Here is a 295-nt window from a genome sequence, read left to right as displayed (position 1 = left end):
CTGGTTCTTTACTTTTATCCTTATCTTCAGACGATCCTTTATCTTTTTTAAATGCTTTAAAATCAATTTCTAAACCACTTAAAAACATTAAGAAGATAAAGCCTAATGTAGACAAAATATTTAACATAGCATCACGCTCTACTATGTTTAAAAAAGAGTGTCCTATGAGAATACCCATTAGTATTTCTGCTACAACAACAGGTAAGAATGTAATTCGTAATCTATTGATTAGTATCGGTGTAAGGAATGCTGCCATTACAACGACAACAAGTGATAAAAATTCCATGTAACCCCC

1 protein-coding gene is annotated in these 295 nt (G+C 31.5%); it reads right to left on the bottom strand.

Translation table 11 applies throughout. From position 1 onward, the window contains the following. Window positions 1-295, bottom strand: a 295-nt coding sequence (locus EN808_RS35810) for a cation:proton antiporter (RefSeq protein ID WP_210235489.1), incomplete at both ends; no start/stop codon positions are given.

It is taken from the genome of Mesorhizobium sp. M8A.F.Ca.ET.165.01.1.1 (assembly GCF_004792065.1).
In the GTDB taxonomy this organism is placed as follows: Bacteria; Pseudomonadota; Alphaproteobacteria; order Rhizobiales; family Rhizobiaceae; genus Mesorhizobium.
Note: the sequence above shows the minus strand (reverse complement) of the source record. Positions and strands in the feature narration are given on the sequence as shown.